Origin of the sequence: Planktothrix paucivesiculata PCC 9631, assembly GCF_900009265.2 — a bacterium.
Taxonomy (GTDB): Bacteria; Cyanobacteriota; Cyanobacteriia; order Cyanobacteriales; family Microcoleaceae; genus Planktothrix; species Planktothrix paucivesiculata.
Map to the genome: position 1 here is coordinate 319466 of NZ_LR735026.1, position 24336 is coordinate 343801.

Annotated in this window: 21 protein-coding genes and 1 riboswitch; of the genes, 8 read left to right on the forward strand and 13 right to left on the reverse strand. The window is 40.6% G+C overall.

Going from position 1 to position 24336, the window contains the following annotated elements; translation table 11 throughout:
• Positions 1 to 155: 155 nt before the first annotated feature.
• On the reverse strand, positions 156 to 944 hold the full coding sequence (locus PL9631_RS22050) for a hypothetical protein (RefSeq protein ID WP_083623673.1): 789 nt from the start codon (positions 942 to 944) through the stop codon (positions 156 to 158).
• An 18-nt stretch (positions 945 to 962) separates the two neighbouring features.
• Positions 963 to 2945, reverse strand: coding sequence for a hypothetical protein (locus PL9631_RS22055; RefSeq protein ID WP_083623675.1), 1983 nt, complete (start codon positions 2943 to 2945; stop codon positions 963 to 965).
• 495 nt (positions 2946 to 3440) lie between these two features.
• Between PL9631_RS22055 and PL9631_RS22060 the strand changes: the two genes are divergently transcribed.
• Positions 3441 to 4121: a Uma2 family endonuclease gene (locus tag PL9631_RS22060; protein WP_083623677.1), complete on the forward strand. Its 681-nt coding sequence runs from the start codon at positions 3441 to 3443 to the stop codon at positions 4119 to 4121.
• 129 nt (positions 4122 to 4250) lie between these two features.
• Here PL9631_RS22060 and PL9631_RS22065 read toward each other — a convergent pair whose 3' ends face one another.
• The 3 genes from PL9631_RS22065 to PL9631_RS22075 are packed head-to-tail and all read right to left on the reverse strand — an operon-like array spanning position 4251 to position 5351.
• Positions 4251 to 4709, reverse strand: a complete 459-nt coding sequence (locus PL9631_RS22065) for a ferredoxin (protein ID WP_083623678.1) — start codon at positions 4707 to 4709, stop codon at positions 4251 to 4253.
• Positions 4709 to 5095, reverse strand: a complete 387-nt coding sequence (locus tag PL9631_RS22070) for a DUF1257 domain-containing protein (RefSeq protein WP_083623680.1) — start codon at positions 5093 to 5095, stop codon at positions 4709 to 4711. Before PL9631_RS22070 ends, PL9631_RS22065 begins: the two co-directional genes overlap by 1 nt.
• A gap of 46 nt (positions 5096 to 5141) precedes the next feature.
• Positions 5142 to 5351 carry a DUF2997 domain-containing protein gene (locus PL9631_RS22075; protein WP_083623682.1) on the reverse strand — a complete coding sequence of 70 codons (210 nt, stop codon included), beginning with the start codon at positions 5349 to 5351 and terminating at the stop codon, positions 5142 to 5144.
• Positions 5352 to 5664: 313 nt separating this feature from the next.
• Between PL9631_RS22075 and PL9631_RS22080 the strand changes: the two genes are divergently transcribed.
• Positions 5665 to 7995, forward strand: coding sequence for a heavy metal translocating P-type ATPase (locus PL9631_RS22080; protein ID WP_083623684.1), 2331 nt, complete (start codon positions 5665 to 5667; stop codon positions 7993 to 7995).
• A gap of 10 nt (positions 7996 to 8005) precedes the next feature.
• On the opposite strand, the gene PL9631_RS22085 is transcribed toward PL9631_RS22080, so the two are convergent.
• The 7 genes from PL9631_RS22085 to hisE form a co-directional block, all read right to left on the reverse strand.
• Positions 8006 to 8977 (reverse strand): hypothetical protein, encoded by a 972-nt coding sequence (locus PL9631_RS22085; RefSeq protein ID WP_083623687.1) that lies wholly within the window; start codon positions 8975 to 8977, stop codon positions 8006 to 8008.
• Positions 8974 to 9936 (reverse strand): DNA-methyltransferase, encoded by a 963-nt coding sequence (locus tag PL9631_RS22090; protein ID WP_231516818.1) that lies wholly within the window; start codon positions 9934 to 9936, stop codon positions 8974 to 8976. The genes PL9631_RS22085 and PL9631_RS22090 overlap by 4 nt, the downstream gene beginning before the upstream one ends.
• Before the next feature lie 155 nt (positions 9937 to 10091).
• The gene (locus PL9631_RS22095; RefSeq protein WP_083623692.1) at positions 10092 to 10559 is read right to left on the reverse strand and encodes a universal stress protein; all 468 of its coding nucleotides are present in this window, start codon (positions 10557 to 10559) and stop codon (positions 10092 to 10094) included.
• Positions 10560 to 10643: 84 nt separating this feature from the next.
• Positions 10644 to 12023 carry a phosphomethylpyrimidine synthase gene (thiC, locus tag PL9631_RS22100; RefSeq protein WP_083624312.1) on the reverse strand — a complete coding sequence of 460 codons (1380 nt, stop codon included), beginning with the start codon at positions 12021 to 12023 and terminating at the stop codon, positions 10644 to 10646.
• Positions 12024 to 12031: 8 nt separating this feature from the next.
• Positions 12032 to 12131: riboswitch (TPP riboswitch) on the reverse strand.
• Between the two features lie 278 nt (positions 12132 to 12409).
• Positions 12410 to 16438 carry an nSTAND1 domain-containing NTPase gene (locus tag PL9631_RS22105; RefSeq protein WP_083623693.1) on the reverse strand — a complete coding sequence of 1343 codons (4029 nt, stop codon included), beginning with the start codon at positions 16436 to 16438 and terminating at the stop codon, positions 12410 to 12412.
• Between the two features lie 50 nt (positions 16439 to 16488).
• Positions 16489 to 17517 (reverse strand): CHAT domain-containing protein, encoded by a 1029-nt coding sequence (locus PL9631_RS22110; RefSeq protein ID WP_083623696.1) that lies wholly within the window; start codon positions 17515 to 17517, stop codon positions 16489 to 16491.
• Between the two features lie 73 nt (positions 17518 to 17590).
• Positions 17591 to 18166 carry a phosphoribosyl-ATP diphosphatase gene (gene hisE / locus PL9631_RS22115; protein WP_083623699.1) on the reverse strand — a complete coding sequence of 192 codons (576 nt, stop codon included), beginning with the start codon at positions 18164 to 18166 and terminating at the stop codon, positions 17591 to 17593.
• A 140-nt stretch (positions 18167 to 18306) separates the two neighbouring features.
• Between hisE and hemL the strand changes: the two genes are divergently transcribed.
• The 4 genes from hemL (at position 18307) to PL9631_RS22135 (ending at position 21503) form a co-directional block, all read left to right on the forward strand.
• Entirely contained in the window at positions 18307 to 19602 is a 1296-nt protein-coding gene (hemL, locus tag PL9631_RS22120; RefSeq protein WP_269321712.1) for a glutamate-1-semialdehyde 2,1-aminomutase, read from the forward strand.
• A 74-nt stretch (positions 19603 to 19676) separates the two neighbouring features.
• Complete coding sequence (locus PL9631_RS22125; protein WP_083623702.1) at positions 19677 to 20027, forward strand: hypothetical protein; 351 nt, start codon at positions 19677 to 19679, stop codon at positions 20025 to 20027.
• 551 nt (positions 20028 to 20578) lie between these two features.
• Positions 20579 to 20815, forward strand: a complete 237-nt coding sequence (locus PL9631_RS22130; RefSeq protein WP_083623705.1) for a CsbD family protein — start codon at positions 20579 to 20581, stop codon at positions 20813 to 20815.
• 100 nt (positions 20816 to 20915) lie between these two features.
• Positions 20916 to 21503, forward strand: coding sequence for a Uma2 family endonuclease (locus PL9631_RS22135; protein ID WP_083623708.1), 588 nt, complete (start codon positions 20916 to 20918; stop codon positions 21501 to 21503).
• 105 nt (positions 21504 to 21608) lie between these two features.
• Here the strand turns inward: PL9631_RS22135 and gnd are convergent, their stop codons facing one another.
• Positions 21609 to 23030 (reverse strand): decarboxylating NADP(+)-dependent phosphogluconate dehydrogenase, encoded by a 1422-nt coding sequence (gene gnd, locus PL9631_RS22140; protein ID WP_083623710.1) that lies wholly within the window; start codon positions 23028 to 23030, stop codon positions 21609 to 21611.
• Between the two features lie 144 nt (positions 23031 to 23174).
• On the opposite strand from gnd, the gene PL9631_RS22145 reads away from it, so the two are divergent.
• Both PL9631_RS22145 and PL9631_RS22150 read left to right on the forward strand, forming a co-directional pair.
• Positions 23175 to 23597, forward strand: coding sequence for a hypothetical protein (locus PL9631_RS22145; protein WP_083623713.1), 423 nt, complete (start codon positions 23175 to 23177; stop codon positions 23595 to 23597).
• Between the two features lie 83 nt (positions 23598 to 23680).
• On the forward strand, positions 23681 to 24250 hold the full coding sequence (locus PL9631_RS22150) for a Uma2 family endonuclease (protein ID WP_083623717.1): 570 nt from the start codon (positions 23681 to 23683) through the stop codon (positions 24248 to 24250).
• Positions 24251 to 24336 lie beyond the last annotated feature (86 nt).

The following is a 24336-nucleotide window of genomic DNA, read 5'->3' on the forward strand; positions in this document are numbered from 1 at the left end:
TACAATTGAGATCAATTTTTCTCGCCTGTAGGGTGCGTGTATAGCTTCCCGCACGCACCTATTAGCACCTCAAGTTATCAAGTCACTTAGAGTTATCCAGTGAGCGAGGACGCTCGCACTACGACCGCTATACTTTAAATAATTAAAAATTAATTTTATTGACTCATTTGTTCCGCTTGTTGTGTTGTATAATTCAGATTTTTTTGATATTCTATAACCTTTTTTTGAGCTATTTCATAATTAGAGCTTGACGAAGAAATTGATTTCATCATATCAATAGCACTTTGCCATTCATTGATAACTAAATTCCAGTCATCTTTAGACTTTGCCGATTGCGCTAAAGTTGATGCCCGGGTCGCTTTATTAACAGCTTCTCGGAAAAAATCAACTTTAATTGATGGGTTTTCAGTTGAGCGAGAAACTAAATTAGGACTAGACTCTTGTGGAGACGATGAAGCGGTAATAGTAGAATTTCTCGGTAAAAATAATATAGTATAGAGGCTTAAACCTACAGCAATAGACCCAATTAAACAAGAAGCTATGGTTAAATTTCTGTTGAACTGAACATTATTTTTAAATTCACTTAAAAAAGATTCTGTTTCGTCTAATTTTTTTTGTAGTTTGTCTAAATCAGTTTTGCTTTCATCAATTTCAGACTGAGTTCTATTTTCAATCTGGCTAATTTGAGTCAAAATATTTTCAGTTTTATTGTGTATAGCATTAAAAGTTTCATGCCAATATTTTTTATATTCTTTATGGTTGATTGATAGAGAGTCAATTTCTTGTTTAGTTTGAGATAATTCAAAAGAGTTGTTAGATAATTTATCTTTATAACTTTTTGATAATTGCTCTAATTCTTGCTTGATTCGAGATAAATCATCAATAACTTTTGCTGCTTCTTGAAAGCGTTTTTGAAGTCTAGCTAGTTCTTCAACTGAATTCATCGTTTAATCTCCTTATGATTATAAAATACGATTAAGATTTTTAATATGGGGTTCAAGAGAAATACAAGATTCACAGATTTGATTAAGCATCTCAATTTGTTGAATCAATTTATCAGCATCACTTAAATTTTCTATTTTCTTCTCCTGCAAATTTTCTATTTTATTGAACTGATAAATTTCTTTCAATTCTCGGAATAAATTATATAAAGTAGAATCCAATTTTTCATTAGAGAAAGTAGGAAAGCTGCAACCCACGTCTTGAAAATTAGAATATCTCAATGATTTTGGTTCTTCCAGAATTTCTTTCCAAATTAATCGATTTTCAGTAAATACTAAACCGACTTTTCCTGAGCCGAATAAACTTTGATCGACTAAAGCTAATACTTTTTCTCCTTGTTCAAGATTTACATACTTATCAAGTGCATTAGCAAGTTTATCTACAGGAATATTAGGAGCTAAAAAATATTCGTTTGTTTTTTCTGATAGATAATAGTTGAATACAGTCATTAAATGATGGGTTTGATGTTCTAATAAAGTATAAAGTCTTGCTTCTAACTGTTTGGCATTATTTTTTTTATTTTTCAGTAAGTTGTAAATACCAAAACCTGCACCCGCAGCAATTAAAGCCGCCCCTCCTGTCATGACACTAACTCCGCCCAAGGCTGACATAATCGCAGTATAAGCCGCCGCCCCTGATAATGTGCCAATGGCTGTTCCTGTACCCGCTACACCAAAAGCTCCCACCGCAGCCCAAGCGGTTGCAATAGTCGCGGCACTGGTTAATGTTCCTGCAACAGCCGCTATTCCTAAATTAACTTTATCTTCTGTATCCATTTGAGAGACGGACACAATGGAAACTAAAGTTGCGGCTCCAATTAATGCGGCTCCCCCCGTTACTACGACTAATCCTCCTAACATTCCTAAACCCCCGGCGGCAACAGAACCTCCTCCTAAAGCCGCTAGTGTTGCATTAGTCGCGGCTCCACCTGATAAACCTGCAATGGCAACTTTTGTTCCTGCTTCTACTCCTAAATGCCCCAAAACTGCATGAGCATTCGGCACAATTTGAGTAGCTTTTTTGACAGATTTAGCAACTTTACCAACCCTGTCTATAATATTATTTGAGTTTCCCTCATTCTTTTGCTCAAATACTCGCTCTGAGGCTAACTTATAAATAACTTTACATTCTTCAGGAATATTTGAATTAATAACTAATTCATCCAGTTTGAGTAATTGCTGCAAATCGGTAATTTTTTGATTATCTCGAACTTGAATATAAACCAATAAATATTTTTCTTTTTCTACTTTTGATATAACTTGATCTTCGATTAAATCAATAATAAATAATTCCGTTGTAATAGCTTTTGATGTTACGCTGGCATTCAAATATCTCTGTTTAACAGTTACGGGAATATTAGAATTAGTAATTATGGAATCAAGATCATTAAGATAATCTAGCTTCCCAATGGCTTCACCTGCCCTCACACATTGATAAATTCCTCTTAAGGCTTGTTTTTTGTGTTCAGAAAGACGGGAAACTTCTAAAGATTTTTCTAAACATTCCTCAATCCAAATTAGACGATTATTTTCGCTGGCTAATTGATATTTTTGAACAAATTCATCATCTAAATTTTTTTTGTTGCTGTCAACTATAAAATCTAATAAATCAAGGGCTGCTATATCATCATTTAATTGATTTTGTCGAATATTTTCATAAGATTGTGTACATCTGACTTTGCTATCATATTTAATGTCGCAATTGCTAATTAAATTATTGATTATCTGTTGATAACTATTATTTTCATCATATAAAGTATGAAGAATCAACAGAACATCATTTTGATCTAAACCAGATTTTTTTAATCTTAGTTTAAATCCTTCTTGCAATTGATCGGGGATTGTTACATCATAGGATTTACCAGATCGCAGAATGACTTTTTGGTTGCCTCCATGACTTGCAATCTGGTCAGGAATAAAAATGTGATAAACTTCTTCAGACATAAACTGCTTAATGATATCCTCAATAGAATATGATAAATTAATATTTCTCCAGTGTCATCAGTAAATTTACGGAAAATTTTTTTCCCTTGTTCCCTCATTATAGCCGTTGATTACAACTTAAGCTAACGAGAAGGAGTATTAGGGCAGGTTTAGTAATATTGGGGTAAAGTAAAAAAGCTCTCGAAGAACGCGCCCCTACCAATTTCTGTAAACAGGTTATAGCAGTATTAAGCTAATAATAATCGTCCTTTAGGTTCAAGGATAGAACGTCCTAACTCGTCGCTCGACATTTGTTAATAATGTTAGATCGCTAATATTTTTTCGTCACTTAAATCAATAGTTTCTAAGTTTAGGGTAAATTGAGTCATAGTTCTGATTAGAAAGCTATGGGATTATAGTTATTATTATAAGTGATGCACCAGAAGGCGAGGCTAGTAACATTGCTATTTTTATAAACTATAATAAAAAAATACTTATCCTAACGGACATTCAATAATGTCTATTGTTGAAGAACAAATTCAAACCCCAACACTTCTCCCTGAAGTGCAATTTCCGCCCAGTGATTTATTGAGTCAGGAGCCTCCATTGGAAAGCGAACTCCATCTCCGCCAAATTCTACTTTTACTCAACTCGTTAGAATGGTTATGGCAAAATCGAGATGATTTTTATGCGATTGGCAACTTAACCATTTATTATAGTCAACGTCAAAAAAAATCCGAAGAATTTCGCGGGCCAGATTTTTTTGTAGTTTTGGGAACTGAACGAAAACCCCGTAATAGTTGGGTTGTTTGGGAAGAAGATGGCAAATATCCTAATGTCATCATTGAAATGTTATCCAAAACAACGGCTAATACTGATCGCGGAGAAAAAAAAGAAATCTATCAGGATGTTTTTCGTACCCCAGACTATTTTTGGTTTGACCCAAAGACTTTAGAATTTGCCGGATTTCATATTGTTGAGGGTCAATATCAACCCATTCCACCTAATGAAAACGGCTGGTTATGGAGTCAACAATTAGACCTATTTTTAGGGATTCTTGATAATAAATTACGATTTTTTACAATAGGAGGTGAATTGGTTTTAATGCCTGAAGAAGTTGCTAGAAATGAAGCTCAACGGGCTAATAAGTTAGCCGCTAAACTCCGAGAATTAGGAATTGATCCTGAACAACTTTAAAAGGATTTAATACTAAACCTTCCTGATTAAACGAAAGATTAAAATAGGCAAAAGAAGAATATTCTCCTTTTGCCTGATTTCATTAAATGAATATAAAAAAATGGCAGTTTTCAGCCCGCCATCAATCAGTTATTCGGTTAAAGACTTGTCTGGTTTCGGTTTTTGTTTCTGACGTTTCCGGTTAGCTAAACCCGCTTCCACAGGGAAACCAACAACGGGAATTACCTGATCTTGACGTTCTGCTTCTAAGCGTTTCAGTTCAGTGTAATCCACCCAATTAATACAATTAACCGGACAAGTATCAATCGCTTCCTGTATTAACACGGATGTATCGCCATCCTGTCTAAATACCCGCGCTCGACCATAATCTTCTTGAATAAAAAAAGTATTCCGAGCGACGTGGGAACAGTGTTTACACCCGATACAGGTGAGTTCATCCACATAAACCCCTTTTTGCCGCAATGCACCGCCTAGTTCCGGCTCAAACCCCGAACGTTCCGGTGCATTTCGCAAAAATCCGCCCAATTCTGGTTCTAGTCCAGAACGTTCGGATACGGGATCACTTAGTGATACAGACCCATCAGACATTAGGCACTCCAGCGTTGTAAAACTAAGCGGATGGAACCATCTTGATGATTTTGTTGTTCAGCAACTTGAAACCCTTGTTTGGTGGTTTCATTAACAACGGTGTGGTAGGCATAGCGTTGAGTGATTTTGCTCAAAAACCGATCAACGGGAACTGCTTGTTGCCAAAATTGTAAATCAGCAACAAACTCATATTCTTGGCCATTCCATGTAAAACCTAAGTCATAACCGTTGTCTTGTTCAATTACGACTTGAGCGGGGCGGGTTTGACCTTGATAACCGCGAACCTCTTTAGGGCCAGCTTTCCAGTCAATTTCCAGATCACTTAAAGCAGTTTGTAATGAGGTCAGATTCCGAATTTGGGTCTTGATTTGGCTAAAGTGTGACATAGTTAGCTATTTTTAACGAGATTTTCAGTGAACTCAAAAACAGAATTTACCAATGGCTCGAACCCACTTGGTTTGTCGCGGTCTCGGACTGTTGTTGGGTACGGGCGTAATATTCAGAAGTGGCCTCCTGAGTCAGCACGATACCTAATTCGGCTTCGAGGGCGGCAGTTACTTCCGCACAGGAAGACCCAACAATGCCAGTAACTTTCTCCTGCACACGGCCATCTGGATAGATGATGAATTCTAAGGTTTCCATTATGCTAGGGGAATGGCGAGGATATACACCGACGGTTGACTGTTCAGCGACAACTGACAACTGATGATCCCTTTGTTGATTAAGGTTTGACTCGAAAAGTCCGTACATCAATTTTGACGAATGGATCACAAAAGAGTCACAACTTAACAAAAGTTATTAATACTTGAAGCAGTAGGACAATTATAGGCTAACTTTGTTTTAAATTTATGATCTCGGTCTTAAGAAAATCCTCAGAAACCTCTACAATCTGGGGAGGACTGTTAATTAGCTTTTGTTCTATAATCTCTGTTACCGCCAACACGCCTAAACCTTTATGCAGCTTGCTCCCAAACCTCTAACCGACGAAACCTTAACCCCACCCCCAACGGAAACGATTATTTTAGATGTATCTGGGATGCAATGTGCGGGCTGTGTGAAAGCGGTGGAACGTCAACTGCTCCAACAGTCGGGGGTGATTTCTGTTTCTGTGAATTTAGCGACGGAAGTGGCAAGGGTTGAATGTACCGCCAACCAACTCAACCCGGAAAATCTGGCTGAAATTTTAACGAATACCGGGTTTCCCACCCAACTCCGTAATTTAACATCTTCAGCTACGGACAAATTAAAGGCGCTACAAGACCGACATCGCCAGGACATGGGAAAACAAATTCAACGGATTGTTACCTGTGGTCTGTTGTTATTATTATCCAGTATTGGACATTTACATCATTTTGGCTTTCCCCATATTCATCTATTAAGTAATATTTGGTTTCATTGGGGACTCGCCACCATTGCCTTATTATTTCCCGCCCGTTCTATTATTATTGATGGTGGACGTAGTTTATTAAATAATGCCCCTAACATGAATACGTTAGTGGGACTGGGAACAGTTACAGCCTATTTAACCAGTTTTGTCGCCTTATTATTTCCCCAATTGGGTTGGGAATGTTTCTTTGATGAACCTGTAATGTTATTGGGGTTTATTTTATTAGGAAAAACCCTAGAACAGCACGCTCGACAACGAGCCGCCACCGCCTTTCAATCTTTAATTGCCTTACAACCGACTACTGCCCGTTTAGTTGCACCTAAATCTCAAAATGAGGGGATTTTAAATAGTGTAGAAATTCCCGCCGAACAAGTTAAAGCGGGGGAATGGTTGCAAGTTTTACCCGGGGAAAAAATACCCGTTGATGGCGAAATTCGGTTCGGAACAACCACCGTCGATGAATCGATGTTAACGGGGGAATCTATGCCGATTTTAAAACAAATTGGGGATGATATTTCGGCGGGTACAATTAATCAAACGGGGGTAATTTTAATCGAAGCAACCCGCACGGGTTCTGATACTATTTTAGCCCAAATTGTACAGTTAGTAGAAACAGCCCAAACTCGCAAAGCTCCGATTCAGAAATTAGCCGATATTGTAGCGGGATATTTTACCTATTTTGTCATGAGTTTAGCGGGTTTAACCTTTTTATTTTGGTATGGGTTAGGAACTCGGATTTGGCCGGATGTGATTCCCTTAGCCGGAATAGAAATAGCCACGAATGCTCCTTTATTATTAAGTTTAAAATTAGCAATTGCAGTGTTAGTAATTGCCTGTCCCTGTGCCTTGGGATTAGCCACACCTACGGCTATTTTAGTCGGTTCGGGAATGGGGGCAGAAAGGGGATTATTAATCAAAGGCGGGGATATTTTAGAACGGGTACATCAACTGAATACCGTTGTTTTTGATAAGACAGGAACCTTAACTACAGGTTCTCCCAGGGTCACAGATTGTATTACTATTTCTGAGTTATCACCACAACAAATAGTACAACTGGCGGCAACGGTAGAACAGGGTTCAAATCATCCGATTTCTCAAGCCATTTTAAGGGAAGCAAAAGAGCAGAATTTATCGTTATTAATCGGATCAAATTTTCAAACCGAACCGGGTTTAGGGGTTTCAGCGATAATAGATAATCAAAGTATATTTGTCGGCAATTTAGCCGGATTAATGGAACACAAAATTAACTATCCTGAAACCTTACCGGAATTTTCAGGAAAAACCCTAGTTTATGTTGCGATAGAGGGTGAAGTGGTTGGGTTAATAGCCATGAGTGACCCATTAAAAGATGATGCTCAAGCAACAGTTAAACAGTTACAAACTATGGGGTTACGGGTAATTTTATTAACAGGCGATCGCCAATCCGTTGCCAATGCGATCGCAATGGAGTTAAACTTAAACTCAGAGGATATTTTTGCCGAAGTTCGACCCCAGGGCAAAGTTAATCTCATTCAAACTTTACAACAACAGAATCAAGTTGTAGCCATGGTGGGAGATGGAATTAACGATGCACCCGCTTTAGCACAAGCGGATATTGGAATTGGGTTACAAACCGGGACGGATGTGGCGAATGAAACCGCAGACATTGTGTTAATGCGAAATTCCTTAATTAGTATTGTTGATTCCATCCAATTAAGTCGCGCCACCTTTAATAAAATTCGTCAAAATCTATTCTGGGCATTCGGTTATAATATATTAGCAATTCCCCTGGCGGCGGGGTTTTTATTCCCTCAATTCGGAATATTATTAAGTCCTTCCACCGCCGGGGCTTTAATGGCATTAAGTTCCGTTACTGTTGTCACCAATTCCTTATTATTACGTCGTCAAGTTAAACGTTAGGAAATCCGTGTTATTCTTCACCATCCTCGGCTTCTCCTTGTTCAATTTCTACTTCTTCTAGGGATTGTCCATGTGTACTTAGTAAACGCCAAAGATCGTCATAGAAAAAGTAATCAATTGTTTGAATATGTTGTGAGAGCAAAGAGTCACTAACCATGTTGGGTCGAATATCACAATAATATACACCATCTAATGGGTTTAGCCTAATAGTGTAAGCTTTGAAATGTCCTGACAGAAAAGTTGAATTAATACCATATTTGTTTAATTGCTTTGTCTTTTTCCTTTGCACATCATTCAAAAAAATAGCAATGTGAGGTAGATTAGTAGCAGTTAACTTGTTGTACAGAAACTTATCTACAAAAATTTTGTCGATACGATCTTTACTTGAAGTTTTCACTGAACCAATAATTTTAAGCTGATCTTGTTCACTAATTAGTAAATCATGTTGATAACTCGTATGAAGTAGGATTTTGCCGTTATCGTCCTTAATTGGAACTTGTGCTGTTCCAGCAACACAGTCTACATCTAACTCCGAAATGATAAGTCGAATCAAACGCTCAAAAAGATCTCCATTTACCTTGCGGGCTTGATTGGATTTTCCTGAAGGTAAAGCATCAAGGGCAGCACCAATAGATTGCTGAATAGTATAGATAGTACGAACTAAAACTTGCCTTAACTGATTATCCGGTAACTGTCTATCTCTTTCTCTTAACTGTGTAACAACTTGCAAAAACTGTACAGAAGCGTTCTCGAAAATAGCTTCCTCATACATTAATAAGGTGTTAACTGGACGTGTAATATTATAGAAACCATCTTTCTGATACTGATAGAATTGGTAGTGATTTTCGTTCTGTGAAACTATTCTGGCTTGTAAACCTGTCTCAATAAACTGCAAATATCTTTTGCAGAAGTTTATATAGTCTTGAAGAGTTTGAAAACGTCCTTTATCAGTTGCATGATTAACTAAATTCGTTAAGCTCATCTTATGGACTCTCTCCTTTCGGCATTTTTACGATCAAAAGCAATCCATTCATCTTTTGTCATCCGGCGAACGTTTTCTATACGTCCAAATGCCCAATTATTGTATTCCATATTAAGATCACAGCCCATCCACTGTCGATTTAGTTGTTCGGCGACCACAATCGTTGTTCCTGACCCTGAAAATGGATCGATAACTAAATCCCCTTCATTAGAAGACGCAAGAACAAACTTTCTTAATAGCTCTTCAGGTTTTTGTGTAGGGTGAGGTGTTGTCTCACCCATGCCATTACAAGTAGTAGGAATCTCTATAACATCTTTAGGTTTTGCACCTTTCGGATTAGGTGTCCAATTATCACGCTTCTTCCTTGCCCCTTTTCCGTAAGCACTCGTTTCAGCTTGTGGGTGGGACGGATATTTCAACGTATGTGCGCCATAAGGAATTCGCACATCGTCCATATTCAGTTTAACTTTATCTGATTTACGAAAATGAATAATACTTTCATGGGAACGTCCCCAATCATTACCTAAATTTGCTTTATTCTTGTAATGCCAAATTAACCAACGACAACTTTTGAAATACTTTGATGCTGGATGCTTTAGATCGGCTAAGATTTCAGAAAAACCACAAATGTAGAGAGAACCCGTTGATTTTAAAATACGCGAGGCTTCACTGATCCATTGAAGTGACCATTTAATGTACTGCTCTTGATTCTCGAAACTATCCCAGTCAGCTTTCTTAATGTTGTAGGGCGGATCAGCAAAAACTAGGTCAATGCTCTCAGAATCAAGGGATTTGAGCCAATCAATTGAATCACCTTGATAAAGTTGCCCATGAGGGTGTGAATATTGCAGTTGAAAGGCCTTAGTTAAAGGTTTTGATGCTTGCTTCCTAATTGGCTGTGTTTCAACAAATTCTAGGGAAGGCTGCGTCATACCTATGGTCTGATCAGAAATGACCAATGTTAGTTATTCCTCGCTATTGTGTTAACAAACAGGAAATAATTATACTACATTTAGATTTTTCTGGAAACTAGGAACACCGGAAGATAAGATTTTATACAGCTTGGTTTCAGGAGCCATCGTTATCCTAAACGTGATAGAAACGGCTATAAATCCTATTTACCCTGAACAATCAACACCGAACAGGGTGCATGATGGACAACATGATAACTAACACTGCCTAAAATTGTCTCTGTAATTGCCGTTCTTCCCCGTCTTCCCATCACAATAATATCAGCATTCCAATCCTTTGCTACCTGACAAATTAAACGCCCAGCTTTTCCTTCTTTCCAATCCCATTCTGCCTTAATTCCAGCTTCAATAGCCAAGTTTTCCAACCCCGTTAACCATAGGCGAACTCGTTCTAAATCCTGTTCTAACTGCTCTTGAATCAATTGATAATGCTGAACAATTTGATCCACCTGCACACTAGCATAACTATAACTTTCGGGTTCATGGAGAGTTAAACGATTAAAAATCATCAACTGTGCCGATAATTTCTGCGCTAATTCTAACGCCTTTTCAAACACGATTTGACTTTGTGCCGATTGGTCAACCGCAACTAAAATTCTTTGATAACTCATATTCCGTTGTTGCGCTTCAGCGCATCTTAAACTTAATATTCTACACCAACAAACCGGGCTTATATAAACCCGGTTTATCCCTAATTAACTTTGAGTGACAACTTCTTTTTCCTTCGCTAAGAATTTTTCTAATTCTGTTAGCGCATCCGCATCCATTTTGGTTTGCATCGGACAGAATTTCGGCCCACACATGGAACAGAATTCAGCCGTTTTATAGATATCTGCTGGCAGGGTTTCGTCGTGATATTCCTTCGCCCGTTCGGGGTCTAAGGATAACTCAAATTGACGATTCCAGTCAAAGTTATAACGAGCTTTTGATAACTCATCATCACGGTCACGGGCGCCAACACGATGACGGGCAATATCCGCGGCATGGGCGGCAATTTTATAGGCAATTAACCCATTTCTGACGTCTTCGGCATTCGGTAAACCCAGGTGTTCTTTTGGCGTCACATAACATAACATTGCTGTGCCGTGCCACCCGGCGATCGCTGCCCCAATTGCTGAGGTAATATGATCATAACCTGGGGCAATATCTGTTACTAACGGCCCCAAAACATAGAAGGGTGCTTCAGAACAATCCTCCATCTGTTTTTTAACATTAAACTCAATTTGATCCATGGGAACGTGACCAGGGCCTTCTACCATCACCTGTACATCATGTTCCCAGGCGCGGCGGGTTAATTGTCCCAGGGTTTTGAGTTCCGCCAGTTGAGCATCATCAGACGCATCATGGGTACAACCCGGACGCAGAGAATCCCCTAAACTAAAGGAAACGTCGTATTTTTTGAAGATTTCAATAATATCGTCAAAGTGGGTATAAAGAGGATTTTGTTTGTGATGATGGAGCATCCAACGGGCAATAATTCCGCCACCACGGGACACAATTCCGGTAATTCGACTTCTAACTAAGGGCAGATATTCAATTAATAAACCCGCATGAATCGTCATATAATCCACACCCTGTTGGGCGTGTTTTTCAATAATATGTAGAAAATCATCGGGGGTGAGATTTTCAATTGTGCCGTGAACACTTTCCAACGCTTGATAAATCGGAACTGTGCCAATGGGAACCGGAGAAGCGTTAATAATAGCGGTACGAATGGTATCTAAATTACCGCCTCCGGTGGATAAATCCATTACCGTATCCGCACCATATTTGACGGCTAAATTGAGTTTAGCAACTTCTTCATCTAAATTAGAAGAATTAGGAGAAGCGCCAATATTAGCATTAACCTTACATTTAGAAGCAATGCCAATTGCCATCGGTTCTAAATTAGTATGATTAATATTAGCAGGAATAATCATCCGTCCCCGTGCCACTTCTTCCCGAATCAACTCAACTGGTAAATTTTCCCGTTGAGCCACATAGGTCATTTCTTCGGTAATCACGCCTTGGCGGGCGTAGTGCATTTGAGAAACGTTGCCCTGTCCACGCCGTTTGGCGACCCATTCTGTCCGCATTTTGATTTTCCTCGTATTAATAGCTTCCCTCCGCCGGTACTAGCCGGACTCAGGTTCCAAGGGTGTTTTTCTCAGCCTGAACCTAGTCAGGCACCCCTAGCTTATTAGTTGAAAATGGTATCACAGTTTTTGTTGATTGGGTAGAAATTAATCCAATTTTTAGAAAATCAGGAAAATTCAGGGTGTAATTATACTCATTGAATTAAATCCTAATACATCTTCATAAATTTCTGAGACAAGACAACTAAAATTAATACTCTCTAAGTGAATGGTTTCAAGATAATACTTCAATAAGTAAACAAGGATATTGTTTAATATTATGGGGGTTGCGATCGCGAGAATCACAAGTTACCATTGATAGGCGGGCAATTTATTTTTTTTAAATATTAATTAGAACGCAGCTTTTCTAATACCTTATCTGTAAACGGATTTTCACCCTTTTTAAGAGATTCTATCCAAGCTTTTCGCTGTTTTTTCTCCTGATCATTTTCAGCCGATTTCACAAACATCTCAAAATCTTCAATAGCGCCTGGAAAATCATTCGTTAACGCTCTGGCTAAACCTCGACTATTACGAATCCATCCATTTTTAGGATCAAGTTCAACGGCTTTATTACAGGCAAGCATCACCTTCTCAGCTTGTTTACTAACACTTCCTACCCAACACAGTTTATTCCAATCAGAAGCGGAAATTTTTAAATTGGGATCTAATTTTTGAGCTTGATTATAAGCTAGAATAGCTTTTTCAAATTTTAAAATAGGTCTACCATATTCATCATTTCCTATTAACCACTTTCCAATCCGAACTAAACTCTCTGCTGCCAACTTTAAACTCAAGTTAGAGTCAAGTTTGGAGGCTTGTTGAAACTTAGAAATCGCTTCCTTAATATTACCCTCTGCTGCCAGGTGTTCACCCTGCAAAAACCAAGCGGTTGCAGAAGGTTCAACTTGACCACAAACTTGTCGTTCCTTTTCCTCAAGATTGGGGTTATTTTTCAGGTAGTTCCTCATCCAACTACAAGCGTGTTTGAGGAGTGCCTCTCGGTTAAGTTTCCACAGTTTCACCGTCTTGTCCCTACTCCCAGAAGCGATGAATTTTCCGTCGGGGCTGAAGGCGACACCCCAGACATTACTCTCATGGCCTTTGAGGGTGTCAACGAGAGTGCCATCAAGTTTCCACAGTTTCACCGTGTTATCCTCACTGGCAGAAGCGATGTATTTCCCATCGGGGCTGAAGGCGACACTGATGACACCACTCTCATGGCCTTTGAGGGTGTGAACGAGAGTGCCATCAAGTTTCCACAGTTTCACCGTGTTGTCACCACTCCCAGAAGCGATGAATTTCCTGTCGGGGCTGAAGGCTACATCCCAGACATTACTCTCATGGCCTTTGAGGGTGTTAACTAAAGTGCCATCAAGTTTCCACAGTTTCACCGTGTTGTCCTCACTGGCAGAAGCGATGAATTTCCCGTCGGGGCTGAAGGCGACACCCCAGACAGGACTCTCATGGCTTTTGAGGGTGTTAACTAAAGTGCCATCAAGTTTCCACAGTTTCACCGTGTTGTCCCGACTCCCAGAAGCGATGAATTTCCCGTCGGGGCTGAAGGCTACACTGATGACACCACTCTCATGGCCTTTGAGGGTGTTAACGAGAGTGCCATCAAGTTTCCACAGTTTCACCGTGTTGTCCTCACTGGCAGAAGCGATGTATTTTCCGTCGGGGCTGAAGGCGACACTGATGACACGACTCTCATGGCCTTTGAGGGTGTTAACGAGAGTGCCATCAAGTTTCCACAGTTTTACCGTGTTGTCATCACTGGCAGAAACGATGAATTTCCCGTCGGGGCTGAAGGCGACACTGGTGACACCCCTCTCATGGCCATTGAGGGTGTCAACGAGAGTGCCATCGGGTTTCCACAGTTTCACCGTGTTGTTGTCCTCACTCCCAGAAGCGATGAACTTGCCGTCGGGGCTGAAGGCGACACCCCAGACAGAATTCTCATGGCCATTGAGGGTGTCAACGAGAGTGCCATCAAGTTTCCACAGTTTCACCGTCTTGTCCCTACTCCCAGAAGCGATGAATTTCCCGTCGGGGCTGAAGGCGACACCCCAGACATTACTCTCATGGCCTTTGAGGGTGTGAACCAGAGTGCCATCAAGTTTCCACAGTTTCACCGTGTTGTCAGCACTGGCAGAAGCGATGAATTTCCCGTCGGGGCTGAAGGCGACACCAAAGACAGAATTCTCATGGCCTTTGAGGGTGTGAACCAGAGTGCCATCCAGTTTCCACAGTTTCACCGTTTTGTCAGAACTCCCAGAAGCGATGAACTTGCCGTCGGGGCTGAAGGCGACACCCCAGACATTACTCTCATGGCCTTTGAGGGTGTGAACCAGAGTGCCATCCAGTTTCCACAGTTTCACCGTGTTGTCAGCACTCCCAGAAGCGATGAATTTGCTGTCGGGGCTGAAGGCGACACCCCAGACAGAACTCTCATGGCCGTCTAAACTATTAATTTGTTTCTGTCCAGGCCAGTCAACGATTTGTCGCAGCAAGCCTGTTGCTTGCATCTGGATATCCATTGTTGCTGTCTTTGCCTGTTGCAATCTTTGATTGAGTTTAATCACATTCAACTGCACGGGCAAGCTAGAATTGAAGGAAGATTCTAACGTCCATTCTAAGGTCGTTATTTCGGCTCTGAAATTGGCATTTTCCTCCCCAATAAATGCTTTGCGCCGTTGAACTTCTGACCACACACCGAGTAGAGCAACGATTACAGCAAATGCAATTGAGCCACTAACAATTTGTTGACGTTGACGTCGTTTTTGTTTTTCTTCCTTTCCTTGCAGTTCTTGACTCAACTGAATATATTCTTGTTCATCTGGAGACAATTCATCTCGACGTATTTTAAGTTGTTCAGAGGCTTGAACTAGGGCCGCCCCCCGCAATAATAAGCCTTGATCTCGGTTCTTTTCCTGCCAATAATTCATGGCAGTTCGCAGTCGTTCTTGCCAGGTTCTAAATTCTCGGTCTGTTGCCATCCATTGTCTGAGTTGACCCCAATTTTTAATTAAGGCTTCATGAACCACTTCAACGGTTTCTTGTTCTTTAAGTTGTTGCGGTTGTTGTTGAGAATTATCCGTTGTTTCACGGGTGATTACCGTCCGACTGGTAACAACTAATCTCGCATCGGCTAATTGTTTGACTAAATTCCAATTACTATCATTTAACTCGGCTTTAGTTGCCACTCGGCGGGTGTCTTCCGTTCCTGCACCGGGACGCACTAATTGTACAAAGATTCGCCGGACTTGCTGTTGTTGTTCCGGTTTGAGTTTACTAAATTCGCTATCCGCATAACAAGTTAATGCCCCCGAAACTTCTCCAATTTCTTGATAAGCATTGTGGGTTAATTGTTTTCCCTTTCGTTTGCTCCAAAGTTCCGTTAAGGCAAATTCTAATAACGGTAAATTTCCCGGTTCTTTATCGACATCATCGAGAATGCGTTCAATGAGTCCCCCTTCAAAACTCACCCCTAATTTTTGGGCAGGTTTTTCAATAATTTCTCGGAGTTCTTTTTCATTCATCGGCCCTAATTTGATATCGTTTTTTTGCAATACATCAACTAAGGGACGATAGGATAGGGCATTTCCTAAAAAATCTGCCCGCATCGTAGCAACTAATATCGTTGATAAAGAGGATTGTTCAGCAAAGGATTTAAAGGTATTTAAGAGAATATCGAGAAAATTACGACGGATTTGTTCATCGTTACAAAGGGTGTAAAGTTCCTCAAATTGATCGGCGATGAGTAAAATTCTATTATTAGGATAATTGCGTTGTATTGTTGAGAAAACATCCGATAAAGGAACGGTATTATCTTGAAAATATCCGGCTAATTTACGAGCTTGAGCGATGCGATCAGTTTCATCCAGATTTTTGACATAGAGGGGAACTAACGCTTGAGCTAGGGCATGAAACGGGTCATTTCCCGGTCGAAAATGGGTAAATTGCCAATGTCCGATTTTAACTAATTTTGGGACTAAACCCGCTAAAATTACCGAAGATTTCCCGCTACCCGATGCCCCTAAAACTGGGATAAAATTACGGGTTTCTGTATATTGAAACAGGTTTTCTACAAAGACTTCTCGCCCAAAGAAATATTCTGCTTTTTCAGGACTGAAATGATATAATCCTTGATAGGGACACACTAAATTATCATTAACATCTTCTTCTGTAGCGGTTAGAACCGTTTGTTCTTGATAATAATAGTTATAGATAATTGTCCGAGATTGATTAATGCTGGTGGTTCCCTGGGTTGTATTCACTAGGTTGACCACCGGATCTTCATTACCGGAAATATTGATATCTCCAGTATGCTGACTTTTATTAATTAAAGGTTTATCGTTGTTTTCGGCACTCATCCTCTCCCCCATCACGATTATTTTTAATCTCAACCCAGACTCAATCAGAATTAAATCCAAACCCCTGCTAAAATAGCAGCAACTTTCATCACAGGTTCAGCCAGGGTTTCTACCCCTTCTAATCCTTTTTTAAGGGCTTCAACAGCTTCATCAATTAAACTTTTATCCGGTTGAGGTTTCTTCAGTTCTGCTTCGATCATGTCAACTGGAAACTCGGCTTGTTTTTTCTGAATAGAATTAAGGGCATTTGTTGCAGCAATTTCCTGTTTAAGTTTTTGCAGTTCATTTAATGCTGTTTCTAACTTGGAATTTTCTCCGACGGTTTGGGTATAGCTTTGATCAAGATTGACCTCAGAATCTACTGTGTTAAAGGCTTGAAAACCTTGATAATGGGTTCCACTATTACCACTAATGGTTATGTTACCAAGAGATTGAGATTTATTCATAGATGGCGGATTTTCTTGAGGAGATGGCATGGTTTTTTTAGATTCAGGATTGGAACTCATCGCTGCATTTTTCGTTCTGTTTCGATATTTAATTTGAGGTTTATCGACTTCTGGAATAGCGTTCAAATCGATTAATGTTCGACCCGATTCAAAACAGTTCTCATAAGGTTCTCCCGCCCCTAACGCCCGATAAAATCCCACCGCAAATTTAATCGCAGCTTGATCTCCAATGGCTTGATTCATACCGACAACACAATCAATATGTTGATGAATAGCGTTAGCTTGAATTTCACTATAACAAGTATTCAGAATAACACATTCAATTTGAGTTTGAAAGGCTTTAAATAATCGAGCTAAAGCATCTTCTCTCACCAAGACACTCTGACCGGAATGGTCTTCTAAAACCAAGCCATCACTTCCAGAACCATGACCGGAAAAGTGTACAATAGTCGGATGATGATCATAAAGGGTTTGTTGTAAATCATCAATCTGAACCGCACCTACTGAAATTATACTAAATTCATCTCTGTAATTAGATTTTCTCAGAATTTGTTGAATTTCTCTGAGTTCTTGATCTAAACGTAATGGAGTTGTATTTTTGGGATTAGCTGCAAGAATTAAGATCTTTTTCATAAGTTGAATCCAATTTGTTAGATAGAGAACTTGAGATCGAGAAATTCTAACGTTGCTTTCACACCCTAGGGGTTTATTTTCGTCTGGATTCTAATTTCTGGTAAACATCTCTTAAATCAACATTATGATAGGCTAAGGCAACTAAAGTATGATAGAATAAATCCGCAACTTCTCCGGCGATCGCATCTTTATCATTATCCTTACAAGCCATCACCACTTCGGCGGATTCTTCCCCAATTTTTTTGAGAATTTTATTATCTCCCCCCGCTAATAATTTAGAGGTATAGGATTCTAATGGGGGATAGTCGCGGCGATCGCAAATCAGATCAAATAACCCAGATAACGTATTTCCTGATAACTCCCGATGCGCTTCTCCTACTCCAATAATCAGCATCGGATTATCATCATTGTAACGAATTTCTTTTACAGTTATTTGCGAATTCCATAACACAACTTCTGTTTCTTGACAAGACCAAATTTGTCTGAATCTGATAGTTTTTTCTAAGGCTTCTGCATTCATCCAAACCCAATTTAACACCGTTCCTTCTAAAGCATCTTGGATAATAGATAGAATCAATCCTTTTTCGTCGTAACGAATTGTATCAATTTCACTCAACAGGCTTAACTCTAAGGGTTTTAAGGTTGACATAAATTTACCGAATACAACGAGATCCCTAACTTGATTACAATATCATCTGGTTGGTTAGGCTATACCCAGTAAAAGTGATCGGAATACTGCTTTTTGCCTATCAACCCAGACAATATACATTTTAAGGAGATTATCTCAGAGTGACCATACCCTTAATAACCACAAAATCAGAAGAAATATTTGCCGCAGCCCAAAAAATTATGCCGGGTGGCGTAAACTCCCCCGTGCGGGCGTTTAAGTCCGTTGGGGGACAACCGATTGTTTTTGATAGAGTCCAAGGCGCCTATGCCTGGGATGTGGACGGGAATCAATATATTGATTATGTTGGCTCTTGGGGGCCAGCTATTTGTGGTCATGCCCATCCCGAGGTGATCAATGCCCTGAAAGAAGCCCTAGAAAAAGGTACCAGTTTCGGCGCTCCTTGTGTCCTAGAAAATGTTTTAGCAGAAATGGTAATTGATGCCGTTCCTAGTGTTGAAATGGTACGTTTTGTCAATTCGGGAACTGAAGCCTGTTTGTCGGTCTTGCGTTTGATGCGAGCCTTCACCGGACGGGAGAAACTGATCAAATTTGAAGGTTGCTATCACGGACACGGGGATATGTTCCTGGTCAAAGCTGGTTCCGGCGTCGCTACCTTGGGTTTACCGGATTCTCCGGGGGTTCCCAAAGCCGTCACTGTTAGTACCCTCACCGCCCCCTACAACGACCTAGAAGCGGTAAAACAGCTATTTAATGAAAATCCTGGTGAAATTGCCGGAGTCATCCTAGAACCAATTGTAGGTAATGCTGGCTTTATTCCTCCCGATGGCGGATTTTTGGAAGGGTTGCGGGTGCTAACTCGGGAAAATGGGGCTTTATTGGTGTTTGATGAGGTGATGACCGGGTTCCGTATTGCCTATGGTGGCGTGCAGGAAAAATCCGGGGTGACGCCCGACTTAACGACTTTAGGGAAAGTCATTGGCGGTGGTTTACCCGTAGGAGCTTACGGCGGACGGCGGGATATTATGTCCATGGTGGCTCCGGCTGGCCCAATGTATCAAGCCGGAACCCTATCGGGAAATCCCTTAGCGATGACGGCGGGAATAAAAACCCTAGAGTTATTGCAAAAACCAGGGACTTATGAATATTTGGATAAAATCACCAAAAAATTAAGTTCTGGGTTGTTACAAATAGCCAAAGAAACTGGTCATGCAGCCTGTGGAGGTCAAATTAGTGGAATGTTTGGTTTATTCTTTACCCCAGGGCCAGTCCACAATTATGAAGATGCTAAAAAATCCGATTTAGCTAAATTTAGTCGTTTTCATCGGGGAATGTTAGAGCGGGGAATTTATTTAGCCCCCTCTCAATTTGAAGCCGGGTTTACGTCTTTAGCCCATACGGATGAAGACATTGATAAAACCTTAGCTGCGGCTAGAGAAGTCATGTCTAGTTTATAATAGCTTCCGCCCCTACAAGTTTGATTGAATGTAGGGGCGAGTTGGTTTTAATACAATTACCAAATAGAACAATAATGAAAGTTAAGACCTCTGTTTTTGCAGCCATCCTGTCTTTGAGTGTTCTGGGTACTGCCATGGTTGCTCAAGCGGACACCGTAAAAGCTCGCTGTGATGTTTACCCCAAAGGAGAAGATCAAGCCTCCTCCTCTGGCCCCTGTACGTTTTCTCAGCGTCAAGGCGCCGTTGGCATCCAACTCAAAGATGGCAAACGTTATGACCTTCGCCCCGTAGGGGATGAGCCGGGTAACTATGTAGACCAGGACGGTCAAGCTGCCTATCGTCAAGGGGGTTTGGAGGGCAAAGGACACATTTATCGGTTCGCTAATGAGTCGATTTATGTCTATTGGGATACGGCTCCCTACTAGATACCGTTCATAACCGGTTTACAAATATTAGCAAAAAAATATCGAAATAACCTATCAGAAGAAAAGGATGGGAGTGTGGAAACTCAGTGTCTTCAGACAACAGAGGGAACACGACGCAGGGGAATTTATTCCCCTTGAAATATTAAAAGATGTGCTAAAATCTAAAAACACAAGTAAGAATAATAAACATCTGCGTGTTGAAGCATTCTAGTATCGGAGAAATCCCGGCTCCCCAGAAACAACGGTTAGGTTAAAGTCCTAACGGCAGTATGACAAGCAAGGAGCAAATAATGGCAGATTGTAGAGCGTACCGCAACTTGGCTTAGTGATGGCTTCTGAAAGTGTCTTAATTCAAGAGTAAAAGTATCGGGAAGATTAGGCTTGTCGCTTAATCAACTCAGTAGACGATTTTTGGCAGTCGTAGCGAGAATTAAACTAATTTAATTCTGTCCGCAGAATCTCAGTGTCTTCAGACCTGAGAGTGTCAATCTGAGCAATTTTCTGTTTAAATTTTGAACAGTCACTTTATCATCATTCAGGAAAAAACAATTATGAGCATAGAAGATAGAATCAAAGCTGCGGCTACAGATGTCGAAGGCAAATTAAAAGCCGCTGCGGGTGACTTAACGGGTGATAACCAACTGAAAGCAGAAGGGGAAGCCAAACAAATACAAGCCGACGCTATGAATGCCGCCGCCGATCTCAAAGATCAGGCTAAAAACCTAATTGATGGCGTAAAAAATGCCACCAACGATACACTCAATAACGTTAAACAAAAATTGGATTAATTCAGAATATTAGATTATAAATTCCTATTCTCCTGTTTTGTATGTAACTTAACGGGAGATTTTTTGTACAATAGAATCATCCCCAACCCCACAAAATCAGATGACTCTCACAACCCAACGCTTTACCCTAGAAGAATATCTTCACTACGATGACGGTACAGATAGTCTCTATGAATTAGTAAATGGAGAATTAGTTTCTATGGCATTAGGAACCGGACAACATGGTGAACTGATCGATTTTCTGAATACTCAATTTCGCACCGAGATTACTAGAATGGGACGAGATTGGGTATCTAAACAAATGGCGATCGGTGTTCAATCTCCCCGTGGCGATCGCTGGGATACGGTTCGCATTCCTGATCTTATGATTATTCCTAAAGAACAGTGGCGGAATTTGCAAAACCGCGAGGCTGTTATTCGTCTGAATGAAGCACCCCCGCTTTTAGTTGTAGAAGTTGTTAGCACTTCAACTAAAAGTGTTGACTATCGAGCTAAACGGGCCGAATATTGTGTTTTAAATATTCCCGAATATTGGATTGTTGATCCGTTACAAGCTAAAATTACGGTTTTTACCCTATCTGAAGGATGGTACGATGAAGTAGTTTTTATAGAAAGCGATCGCCTAATTTCTTCTACTTTTGCGGAACTTAATCTCACCGTTAATCAAATTTTTATTAGTGAAATTTAAGGTAGTAAGCCCTTTAGGGCTTTGAGGCGTAAACGCCCCACCACAAAGTAGTTAGCCCTAAAAGATCTTGAGGCGTAAATACCTCACTACGAAGTTAGTTAATGCTTAATCTTTTGTCCATTCTGTGTGAAAAAATTCACCCCGGGGTTTATCGATACGCTCATAGGTATGGGCTCCAAAATAATCCCGTTGGGCTTGGGTTAAATTCAAGGGTAAAGTTGCCCGTCGGTAACTATCAAAATAGTCTAAGGACGCACTAAAAGCCGGAACTGGAATCCCAAATTGATTCGCAATAACTAACACTTCCCGCCATGCTTGTTGACGATCTAAAATCGTCTGTTTAAATTCCGGTGCTAATAACAAATTCGGGAGGTCAGGATTTTCGCCAAAAGCGGCTTTAATTTTATTCAAAAATCCCGCCCGAATAATACAACCACCCTTCCAAATTCGCGCCATTTCCCCCAGATCCAAATTGTACCCATACTCCTTAGAAGCGGCACCTAATAAAGCCATCCCTTGAGCATAGGAACAAATTTTAGAACAGTACAACGCATCCCGAATTTTATTCACTAATTCGGAAATATCGCCCTGATAATCACTCGTCGGCCAAGGCAATTCTACGGAAGCAGCCACCCGTTGATCTTTATAGGAAGAAATAATCCGACTATTCACCGCCGCGATAATTGTGGGAATGGATACACCCAACTCCAAAGCACTCATCACCGTCCAGCGTCCCGTGCCTTTTTGTCCCGCAGAATCAACAATTAAATCAACTAAAGGAGAACCCGTTTCTGGGTCAATCTTTTTGAAAATATCCGCCGTAATTTCAATTAAAAATGAATTGAGTTCGTCGGTGGTATTCCACTGGGCAAAGACTTCATGGAGTTGTGCCGCATTCAACCGGGCGACACTTTTTAGCAGGTCGTAGGCTTCGGCAATTAACTGCATATCCCCATATTCAATGCCGTTATGCACCATTTTAACGTAGTGACCCGCTCCCCCTGGCCCCACAAAAGTCACACAGGGGCCGTCATCCACCTGGGCGGCAATTTTGGTTAAAATCGGCTCTAATTCTTTATAGGAGGCTTCCGTACCCCCTGGCATCAGGCTAGGCCCCCAAAGAGCGCCTTCTTCCCCGCCACTCACACCCATGCCCACAAACCCTAAACCCGTGGCTTCTAATTCCTTGGTGCGGCGTTCGGTATCTTCATAGAGGGAGTTGCCCCCGTCGATAATCATGTCATCTTGATCCAGCAGAGGTTTAAGCTGATCAATCACGGCGTCCACGGGTTTCCCGGCTTTGACCATCACCAAAATGCGGCGGGGACGTTCTAAGGACTGGACAAATTCTTCTAGGGTATAGGCGGCTTTGACGTTTTTTCCCTGGGCCCGTTGCTGCATAAACTCATCGGTTTTAGCCCCGGTGCGGTTATAAACTGCGATCGGAAACCCATTGCGTTCGACGTTGAGCGCCAGGTTTTCACCCATGACGGCTAGACCAATTACACCAAATTTTTGTAGGGTCATAGAGTTCTACTGACTGTAATATTGTGGGTTACTGAATGCAGTAATCTTATTAGATTAGCGTTGATTTTACTGGGTGTATAATTTAAGTCAGATTTTTTTAAAGATTTGCCTGATAAAGAATTTAGTGCAGTTTGATCAAAACCAATGGAAGAATTACAGTATCTCGCAACTTGGGTTAAGGAACAACACGCCCAAGAATATATCCTGACTTGGTTATTAACTCAACCTGGCCTCTGGTGGTCAAATGGGGAAGTTTACCAGGCGGTTTTACAAAAATCGGGGAAACGGTTGAAGGAATTTGTCAAGAAAAGCAAACAAGGAGATCTATTTCAAGGCATTACCGATAAAATTGTTAGTGATGAAAGTTGGGATCAAATTGCTGAAAGTTTAGGTCGGTTAATGGGAGTTTATCAAGAGGAATTGGTGAAATTACAGGATCAAGGACGGTTACAACAAACTCCTCGTTTATCGGTTCCCCGTCCTTCTCCTCCGTCAAAATCCTGGTCTAATATTGATGTTCAACAGCCTTTACCTGACCCGAATACCGATGCTCTAACTGGACTCTAAACTATTAATTATTGTGGGGATAGCGATCGCTTTTTTTGTTAGAACTAAAATCTAATACAACATACTAATGGGAGATTATTTTTATGTCTTTGATGACAATTAAAGATTTAGAGCAAGTCCAAAAAAATCTCTCCGAAGGCGGTTTAGATTATCAGTTAGAATTAATTAACGGGAAGATTGAGATTAGGGGGCTATCAGATGTTGTCTCCAGTGAAATTCGAGCCGAATTCATTAGACTATTGGGAAATTGGGTTTATCCTCGTCGTTTAGGTCGTATCTTTGACTCTGCTGCGGGTTTTATTTTACCGGATAGCAATCTTACCGCCCTGGATGTTTCTTTTGTTCGTGCATCCCGTCTTAGACAAAGTGTGCGTTATTTTGCTGAATTAGTCCCTGATTTAGTGGTAGAAATTAAATCCCAAAGCGATCGCATCAAGCCTTTAAAAAAGAAAATTAATCAGTTTTTAGAGTTAGGGGCGCAAGTTGGTATTCTGATTGATCCTGATGAGTTAACGGTTACGGTTTATAGCTCTACAGAGGAACCCACTGTACTCGGAAATGGAGATATTTTAACCCTGCCAGAACTTTTTCCCGGTTGGGAGTTATCGATTAATGAATTATGGCCTCCGGTTTTTACGGATGATGAATTCTGAAAGCACTTTTCTATGGGAGTTAGTGTTTTTAGATACAGTTTCGGGGGAATCAGACCGTTGATAATTTCGGTGTGGTGACTAAATTT

Coding starts and splice junctions, on each gene's coding strand:
- PL9631_RS22050 (WP_083623673.1), bottom strand. CDS start 944: ATGAATTCAGTTGAAGAACTAGCTAGACTTCAAAAACGCTTTCAAGAA.
- PL9631_RS22055 (WP_083623675.1), bottom strand. CDS start 2,945: ATGTCTGAAGAAGTTTATCACATTTTTATTCCTGACCAGATTGCAAGT.
- PL9631_RS22060 (WP_083623677.1), top strand. CDS start 3,441: ATGTCTATTGTTGAAGAACAAATTCAAACCCCAACACTTCTCCCTGAA.
- PL9631_RS22065 (WP_083623678.1), bottom strand. CDS start 4,709: ATGTCTGATGGGTCTGTATCACTAAGTGATCCCGTATCCGAACGTTCT.
- PL9631_RS22070 (WP_083623680.1), bottom strand. CDS start 5,095: ATGTCACACTTTAGCCAAATCAAGACCCAAATTCGGAATCTGACCTCA.
- PL9631_RS22075 (WP_083623682.1), bottom strand. CDS start 5,351: ATGGAAACCTTAGAATTCATCATCTATCCAGATGGCCGTGTGCAGGAG.
- PL9631_RS22080 (WP_083623684.1), top strand. CDS start 5,665: ATGCAGCTTGCTCCCAAACCTCTAACCGACGAAACCTTAACCCCACCC.
- PL9631_RS22085 (WP_083623687.1), bottom strand. CDS start 8,977: ATGAGCTTAACGAATTTAGTTAATCATGCAACTGATAAAGGACGTTTT.
- PL9631_RS22095 (WP_083623692.1), bottom strand. CDS start 10,559: ATGAGTTATCAAAGAATTTTAGTTGCGGTTGACCAATCGGCACAAAGT.
- thiC (WP_083624312.1), bottom strand. CDS start 12,023: ATGCGGACAGAATGGGTCGCCAAACGGCGTGGACAGGGCAACGTTTCT.
- PL9631_RS22105 (WP_083623693.1), bottom strand. CDS start 16,438: ATGAGTGCCGAAAACAACGATAAACCTTTAATTAATAAAAGTCAGCAT.
- PL9631_RS22110 (WP_083623696.1), bottom strand. CDS start 17,517: ATGAAAAAGATCTTAATTCTTGCAGCTAATCCCAAAAATACAACTCCA.
- hisE (WP_083623699.1), bottom strand. CDS start 18,166: ATGTCAACCTTAAAACCCTTAGAGTTAAGCCTGTTGAGTGAAATTGAT.
- PL9631_RS22125 (WP_083623702.1), top strand. CDS start 19,677: ATGAAAGTTAAGACCTCTGTTTTTGCAGCCATCCTGTCTTTGAGTGTT.
- PL9631_RS22130 (WP_083623705.1), top strand. CDS start 20,579: ATGAGCATAGAAGATAGAATCAAAGCTGCGGCTACAGATGTCGAAGGC.
- PL9631_RS22135 (WP_083623708.1), top strand. CDS start 20,916: ATGACTCTCACAACCCAACGCTTTACCCTAGAAGAATATCTTCACTAC.
- gnd (WP_083623710.1), bottom strand. CDS start 23,030: ATGACCCTACAAAAATTTGGTGTAATTGGTCTAGCCGTCATGGGTGAA.
- PL9631_RS22145 (WP_083623713.1), top strand. CDS start 23,175: ATGGAAGAATTACAGTATCTCGCAACTTGGGTTAAGGAACAACACGCC.
- PL9631_RS22150 (WP_083623717.1), top strand. CDS start 23,681: ATGTCTTTGATGACAATTAAAGATTTAGAGCAAGTCCAAAAAAATCTC.